This is a genomic window from uncultured Bradyrhizobium sp. (assembly GCF_964252615.1).
Lineage (GTDB): Bacteria > Pseudomonadota > Alphaproteobacteria > Rhizobiales > Xanthobacteraceae > Bradyrhizobium.
Map to the genome: position 1 here is coordinate 1 of NZ_CAXUNQ010000090.1, position 7,242 is coordinate 7,242.

Here is a 7,242-nt window from a genome sequence, read left to right on the forward strand (position 1 = left end):
TGGCGGGTGCAGAGCGAGGTGGTGCCGCACACCGAATTGGCCGAGATCGTGCTCGACGAGAGCGGCTACACCGAGATGTGGCAGAAGGACCGCTCCGCCGACGCCGCGGGCCGGCTGGAAAACCTCAAGGAACTTGTGCGCTCGATGGAGGAATTCGAGAATCTGCAGGGGTTCCTCGAGCATATCTCGCTGGTGATGGACCGCGACAGCGGCGCGGACGCCGACGCGGTGTCGCTGATGACGCTGCATTCGGCGAAGGGACTGGAATTCGACAACGTGTTCCTTCCGGGCTGGGAAGAAGGCCTGTTCCCGCATCAGCGCGCGCTGGACGAACAGGGCCGCGCCGGACTTGAGGAAGAACGCCGCCTCGCCCATGTCGGCCTGACCCGGGCGCGCCGCCGCGCCAAACTTTACTTCGCCACCAACCGGCGGATTCGCGGCACCTGGTCGACCACGATTCCCTCGCGCTTCCTGGACGAACTGCCGGCGCCCAATGTCGAGATCACCGAGTCCAAAGGCGGCTCCGGCTGGGGCGGCGCCAGCGGCTACGGCCCTTCGCGCTTTGACAATGTGGAATCGTTCGGCTCCAGCTACACGACGCCGGGCTGGCAGCGCGCCCAGGCCAACCGCGCCCGCGGCCAGAGCGGACGCAACGGCGGCCAGGCCGGCGGCGGCTTCAACGAAAGCCAGTCGCCGTTCTCCTCGTCGCGCAGCGACGGGGCCGGCAACTGGGCGGGCAACAGGCGCGCGCCGATGACCATCGAAGGCGAACTGGTGGCGAAATCGACCGGCACCGTTTCGGAATTCTCGCTGCTCGACCGGGTGTTTCACCAGAAGTTCGGCTACGGCGAAGTGGTGAAGATCGACGGCAACAAGCTGACCATCGCGTTCGAAAAGGCGGGCGAGAAGAAGGTGGTCGATAGCTTTGTAGAGCGGGTGTAGGCGGCTGCGCTCAAGAACTATATGTTTGCGTTGATTGAATGGCCCGCTCGCGCTCACGCTGCCGAGTAAGCAAGTATTGATGAGTAACCGATTGCGCGATGGTCTGGCGTACCTATCTGTTGATACCACTCTTCCTGCCTTTAGGTCATCGATTTCAATCCGCCCATGCCCCCCATCATTTCCGTCAAGAACCTGTCCAAGACCTATGGGTCCGGATTCAAGGCGCTGAACAATGTCGATCTCGACATCAACCGCGGCGAGATCTTCGCGCTGCTGGGGCCGAACGGCGCCGGCAAGACCACGCTGATCTCGATCATCTGCGGCATCGCGAATCTAAGCGAGGGCAGCGTCACCGTCGATGGCTGCGACATCAACAAGGATTACCGCGCCGCGCGGTCGCTGATCGGACTGGTGCCGCAGGAACTGCATACCGACGCGTTCGAATCGGTGTGGGCGACGGTGAGCTTCAGCCGCGGGCTGTTCGGCAAGCCGAAGAATCCGGCGCATATCGAGAAGGTGCTGAAGGACCTGTCGCTGTGGGACAAGAAGGACGCCAAGATCGTCACGCTGTCCGGCGGCATGAAGCGCCGGGTCATGATTGCGAAAGCGCTGTCGCACGAGCCGCAGATCCTGTTTCTCGACGAGCCCACCGCCGGCGTCGATGTTGAATTGCGCAAGGGCATGTGGGAGGTGGTGCGGACGCTGCAATCCGCCGGCGTCACCATCATCCTCACCACGCATTACATCGAGGAGGCCGAGGAGATGGCCGACCGCGTCGGCGTCATCGCCAAGGGCGAGATCATCCTGGTCGGGGACAAGGCCGGCCTGATGCAGAAGCTCGGCAAGAAACGGCTCACGCTGCACCTGCAGAACAGGATCGACGCCATCCCCACCGCGCTCGCGCCCTACAGTCTCGAACTGTCGGACGACGGCCGGGCCGTGACCTACGACTACGACACCAAGGGCGAACGTACCGGCATCACCAGCCTGCTCAACGACCTTCGCAATGCCGGCATCCGCATCTCGGACCTCGACACCAGCCAGAGTTCGCTGGAGGACATCTTCGTCAGCCTGGTGAGGGCGCCATGAATTTTCCGGCCGTCCGCGCCATCTACCTGTTCGAAATGGCGCGCACCTGGCGCACGCTGCTGCAGAGCATCGTATCTCCGGTGGTGTCGACCTCGCTGTATTTCGTGGTGTTCGGCGCGGCGATCGGGTCGCGCATCACCCAGATCGAGGGCGTCAGCTACGGCACCTTCATCGTGCCGGGGCTGGTGATGCTGTCGGTGCTGACCCAGAGCATCGCCAACGCCTCGTTCGGCATCTACTTTCCGAAATTCGTCGGCACCATTTACGAGATCCTGTCGGCGCCGGTGTCGTATTTCGAGATCGTGCTCGGCTATGTCGGCGCCGCCGCGACCAAGTCGATCATTCTCGGCCTGATCATTCTGGCCACCGCCGGCCTGTTCGTGCCGCTGCACATTCATCATCCGTGGTGGATGCTGGCGTTTCTGGTGCTGACCGCGGTGACCTTCAGCCTGTTCGGCTTCATCATCGGCATCTGGGCCGACGGGTTCGAAAAGCTGCAGATGATCCCGATGCTGGTGGTGACGCCGCTGACATTTCTCGGCGGCAGCTTTTACTCGGTCAACATGCTGCCGTCGGGCTGGCGCACCATCACGCTGCTCAATCCGGTGGTATATCTGATCAGCGGCTTCCGCTGGAGTTTTTACGAAATCGCCGATGTCAGCATCGGCCTCAGCGTCGGCGTGACGCTGGCATTCCTGGCGATCTGCATGATCGCGGTATGGTGGATCTTCAAGACCGGCTACCGGCTCAAGAACTGACGCGAAGCGTCCTTCGCAAGCCGCACGGCGCCTGGGAACGAGAGCGCTCCGGATTCCATCTCCTTACACGCGGGCTTGACCCGCGTATCCATCCATCTTCGGAACAGTCGTTTGGAAGGGATGGATTGCCGGGTCGAGCCAGGCCATGAGGATGAGATGTGTGCTTCCGAGGGCCTTCCCGGCCATCACGTCTTATCCACGCGCCGCCGCAAAGACGTGGCAAAGACGTAGATGCCCGGGACAAGCCCGGGCATGACGAAAGAAAGGAGAAGCAGTGCGCAGGGCAACGTCGGCACCGTAATGGCGGCCGAGGCGATTACCGATAGCAGCGGAAGCGGTCGTAGCGGTCGTAATAGCCGCGGCAGCGGCGTCCCCTGTCGACGCCCAGCACGCCGCGGACGCCGCCGACAGCCGCACCCACGCCGGTCCCGATTGCGCCGCCGACAACGGCACCGACCGGACCCGCCGCGCGACCGCCCTCTCGTACACCCTCCCTGCCGCCCTGTTCCGCGCCGCGGAAAACGCCCTGCGCGTGGCCGGCATGGGGAATGGCGATCAATGCGAGCGCCATCGCCGCCACCGCCAGATAAATCTTGATGGAAGTGCCGGTTTGCAGCGTCGATGTCCTGGTCTTCATTGGAATTCCTTTGCGCGAAACGGTGGCCGATAACGCCGCCGCTGCCAAAAGGTTGCCCGTACGCCGGATTTGGCCGCGCCGCCGCCTTGTTTGCGCCGTCTGGTGCGTTAACGCTGGCTTCACGAAGCTACTGGAAACAAAGCCGTCTTTTGTGCATTATCGCTGCGGGGGACGGATCGGTGGCGTTGTTGTCGGGCCTGGAGGCCAAAAAGTAAATGCGCTCCCTTCTTGTTGCCCTCGCGGGCATTGCGTTCGCCACTTGCACCTCCACACAAGCCAAAGTGTCCATCACCGTGGACAAGGACGCCCAGCAGATGACCGTCGCCGTGGACGGCGTCGAGCGCTACCATTGGCCGGTTTCGAGCGGCCTGCCTTCCTATGAGACGCCGAATGGCAGTTTTCGCGCGTTTCGCATGGAGGAGGATCACTATTCCAAGGAATTCGACGACGCGCCGATGCCGCATTCGATCTTCTTTACCAAGATCGGCCATGCCATTCACGGCACCGATTCGGAAAGCCGTCTTGGCAGCCCCGCTTCGCATGGCTGCGTGCGGCTGTCGCGCGCCAATGCTTCGACCTTGTACAAGCTGGTGCAGGCTGACGGCGTGCTCAACACCACCATTACCCTGACCGGCTCGTCGCAGGTGGCCATGGCGCGCAACCCCAAGCCGCGGACCGGCACCGCCGTCGCGCGCCGCGATCCGGCACGGCAATATGGTACGCCGCAATACGATGCCGCCGGCGACCCGGTGGTGATCACGCCGCAGCAGCGTCAGGTCATGCCGCAGCAGCAGGCGGACGGCGGCTATATCTATCCTGCCGACGGTTCATCGGCCGAGGCGCGCTATCCGGCGCCGCGCGGCTATCGGCGTATGTACGATGCCCAGGGCCAGCAGCAGTATTATGCCCCGCAGGGTTACGCCGCCCCGCAAGTCTATTACGCCCCGCAGCAAGGCTATCCGCGCCCGTATTATCAGCAGTACTGACGGCCATCACCCTTGCTCGTCATGCCCGGGCGTGTCCCTGCTGGATTCACGCATCTCGTCATACGCGGGCTTGACCCGCGTATCCATCCATCTTCGGAAGAGTCGTTTCGAAGGGGATGGATTGCCGGGTCAAGCCCGGCAATGACCGGGATGTGTGCATCCAGCAGGCTTGTCCCGGATGCGCGGTTCATTGCTCTCCATCACGCAGCCGGCGCCATACAGCGCCGAGCACGTTGGAATAGTCGTCGGTCCAGACCCGCTGATTGTCCTCGGCCTCGGTCAGCGTCCATTTGTCCGATAACGCGAGCGCGCCGACATCGGCGTCCTCGCGCGCGGAAACCACCACCGTAGTGGAGAAGATGTATTCGCGGTCGCGCCCGGAATCCTCGCTGTAAACCCAGCTCTTCAGATCGTTGGCCTCCGCAATGCCGACCACGACGCTGGACAGCTCCAGATGCCGGTTCGAGACGTGCATCAGCACCGCCCCCTGCGGCGCCAGCTTTTGCTTGTAGATCTCCATCGCCTCCTCGGTCGCCAGATGGATCGGAATGGCATCCGACGAATAGGCGTCGACGATGATCAGGTCGTAGGCGCCGTCCGGTTCCCTGGCGAAGGTCAGCCGCGCGTCGCCGATCACCGGCTTCAGGTCCGGTTCGCAGTTCTGGATGAAGGTGAAATATTTCGGATCGCGTGCGGTATCGACCATCGACTGATCGATCTCGAAGAATTTCCAGTTTTCGCCGGGCTCCGAGGCGCAGGTCAGCGTACCGGCGCCGAGGCCGATCACCGCGACGCGGATCGGCCCGCCCTTGCGCGCGCGAATGGCCGAGATCGCCTGCCCGATACCGCCGTCCTTGTGATAGTAGGTGATCGCCTCGGGCCGTCCGGTGACGGGCGAGGTGTCATCGTTGCGAAATTTCTCGGCGCCGTGGATGGTGGTGCCGTGCATCAGCACATGATACTGCCCGTTCGCCGTCACCACCATCTTGTGGACACCGAAGAAGCTGCGCACGGTCTCCACGCGCCCGTCGTCGGCCGGATAGATCCGGATCAGCAGCAGCGCCAGAATCGCGGTGCAGGCGAGCTTGGCGCGGTCCGCCTTCAGCAGGATGGCGGCGATCATGCCGGCCATCGCGACCGTACTGATTACGGTGACCCGATGATCCTCCAGCCAGCTAAAAACCTTGCCGCCGCCAAAGGACGGCGCGATCAGCGCCGCCGCGGCTGCGGCGAGCAAAAACCAGTACCAGCGGCGGCTCCAATGCCGAAGCCGCTCGTCGACCGCGGGCCGGCACAAAACGGCCAGCGCCACCAGAACAGGATATTCCGCGATCCATGAGAACGCGAAGGGCGCGATCAGCCCGGCGAACAGGCCGCCGACCATGCCGCCGAACGACAGCGCCACGTAGAATCCGGTGAGATATTTCGAAGCCGGACGGGTGCGCGCCAGTTCGCCATGGCACGCCATCGCGATCACGAAAAAGCAAAGCTGATGGCCGCCCAGCGTCAGCAGCAGGTTCTGTTCGCCGCCCACCGCCAGCAGCACGATCACGCCGGCAATCGCCAGCGGCTGCAGCATCAGCATCCATCTGTGCGGCAGCAGCGGCCGCGACTGGAACACCAGCACCCAGGTCAAAAGATACAGCGACAACGGCAGCACCCACAGCAGGGGTGCCGCGGCAACGTCGGTGGAGATGTGCGCGGTGACCGCGATCAGGAGCCCCGAGGGCACCGCGGCGAGGAATATCCAGCGCAGCCGCAACGCCAGGCCGGGCGTGTCCAGACCGGCTTCAGCCGCGTCCGGTTCGACGACCGCATTCGCCGGGGACCGCAGCAGCAACACGCCGCAGCCGGCGATCAACAGAATCAGAAAGCCGTAGATGCCGGTCCAGATCAGGTTCTGCGTGCGCAGCGTGAACATCGGCTCCAGCAGCACCGGATAGGACAGCAGCGCCAGGAAGCTGCCGATATTGGAGGACGCGTACAGGAAATACGGGTCGGGCCCGTTGGGATGACCGGTGCGGACGAACCACGCCTGCAGCAGCGGATTGTTGGCGGCCAGCGCGAAGAACGGCAGGCCGATCGACACCGCAAACAGCCCCAGCAGCCAGAGCGGGTAGCCGCTGGTCGGCGGCTCGCCCCAGCCGTTCGCGATTCCCAGCGGCAGCGTCAGCAGCGCGACGACCAGCAGGACCAGATGCACCGCCACCGCAACCCTGCGGTCGCGGATCTGCATCAGGACATGGGCGTAGACATAACCGCCCAGCAGCAGCGACTGGAAGAAGACCATCGCCACCGACCATACCGCCGGCGAGCCGCCGAGCCGGGGCAGCACCATTTTCGTAAACAGCGGCTGCACCGAAAACAGCAGCAGCGCGCTGGTGAAGATAGCGGCGGTGTAGACGGTCAGGACCAGCCTGTTTCGAAAAACGGCGGTCTGATCCGCAACGGACGGCAGCGACGACATGAAGGCTCCGGCTTGGATCCGGCTGATGCCGGCGGCGGGCAGGCGTTGGAATTAAGCTTGAAGCCCATCGTCCCGCATCTCACAAGGTCGTCATACGCGGCCTTGACCCGCGTATCCATCCATCTTCGGAAGATCGTTTCGAAGGGGATGGATTGCCGGTTCAAGCCCGGCAATGAAGGCGAGATGTGTGCATCCAGTAGGGTTTGCCCCGGCAATCCATCCTGCTGGGCAAAAGTCTTGCCAAGAGCGACGGATACGCGGTCAAGCCCGCGGTTGACGCGGCGTGTGTTGCGGCGTGTTGCAATATTGCGCTCCACGGGGCGCGTTCCCCGGACGCAGCGCAGCGCGCAGCCCTTGCGGAGC

At 63.6% G+C, this 7,242-nt stretch carries 7 protein-coding genes; 4 read left to right on the top strand and 3 right to left on the bottom strand.

Annotation, left to right across the window (positions count from 1 at the left end):
• From ACFE72_RS23835 to ACFE72_RS23845, 3 genes are all read left to right on the top strand, one after another.
• The coding region (locus ACFE72_RS23835; protein ID WP_375415598.1) for a 3'-5' exonuclease at positions 1-942 on the top strand (942 nt) is incomplete at its 5' end.
• A 165-nt stretch (positions 943-1,107) separates the two neighbouring features.
• A complete protein-coding gene (locus ACFE72_RS23840; protein WP_375415599.1) occupies positions 1,108-2,031 on the top strand; it encodes an ABC transporter ATP-binding protein in 924 nt (307 codons plus the stop codon).
• Positions 2,028-2,789 (top strand): ABC transporter permease, encoded by a 762-nt coding sequence (locus ACFE72_RS23845; RefSeq protein WP_375415600.1) that lies wholly within the window; start codon positions 2,028-2,030, stop codon positions 2,787-2,789. Before ACFE72_RS23840 ends, ACFE72_RS23845 begins: the two co-directional genes overlap by 4 nt.
• A gap of 316 nt (positions 2,790-3,105) precedes the next feature.
• On the opposite strand, the gene ACFE72_RS23850 is transcribed toward ACFE72_RS23845, so the two are convergent.
• A complete protein-coding gene (locus ACFE72_RS23850) occupies positions 3,106-3,426 on the bottom strand; it encodes a hypothetical protein (RefSeq protein WP_375415601.1) in 321 nt (106 codons plus the stop codon).
• A gap of 215 nt (positions 3,427-3,641) precedes the next feature.
• On the opposite strand from ACFE72_RS23850, the gene ACFE72_RS23855 reads away from it, so the two are divergent.
• The gene (locus ACFE72_RS23855) at positions 3,642-4,412 is read left to right on the top strand and encodes a L,D-transpeptidase family protein (RefSeq protein ID WP_375415602.1); all 771 of its coding nucleotides are present in this window, start codon (positions 3,642-3,644) and stop codon (positions 4,410-4,412) included.
• Between the two features lie 187 nt (positions 4,413-4,599).
• On the opposite strand, the gene ACFE72_RS23860 is transcribed toward ACFE72_RS23855, so the two are convergent.
• Together ACFE72_RS23860 and ACFE72_RS23865 are read right to left on the bottom strand one after the other, a co-directional pair.
• Entirely contained in the window at positions 4,600-6,879 is a 2,280-nt protein-coding gene (locus tag ACFE72_RS23860; protein ID WP_375415603.1) for a spermidine synthase, read from the bottom strand.
• Positions 6,819-7,242: hypothetical protein (locus ACFE72_RS23865; RefSeq protein WP_375415604.1), on the bottom strand; the 424-nt coding region annotated here is incomplete at its 5' end. The genes ACFE72_RS23860 and ACFE72_RS23865, both read right to left, overlap by 61 nt.

Bases quoted from the DNA above. Each gene is read 5' to 3' on its own strand.
- ACFE72_RS23855 (WP_375415602.1), top strand. From the start codon at position 3,642: ATGCGCTCCCTTCTTGTTGCCCTCGCGGGCATTGCGTTCGCCACTTGC.
- ACFE72_RS23840 (WP_375415599.1), top strand. From the start codon at position 1,108: ATGCCCCCCATCATTTCCGTCAAGAACCTGTCCAAGACCTATGGGTCC.
- ACFE72_RS23850 (WP_375415601.1), bottom strand. From the start codon at position 3,426: ATGAAGACCAGGACATCGACGCTGCAAACCGGCACTTCCATCAAGATT.
- ACFE72_RS23845 (WP_375415600.1), top strand. From the start codon at position 2,028: ATGAATTTTCCGGCCGTCCGCGCCATCTACCTGTTCGAAATGGCGCGC.
- ACFE72_RS23860 (WP_375415603.1), bottom strand. From the start codon at position 6,879: ATGTCGTCGCTGCCGTCCGTTGCGGATCAGACCGCCGTTTTTCGAAAC.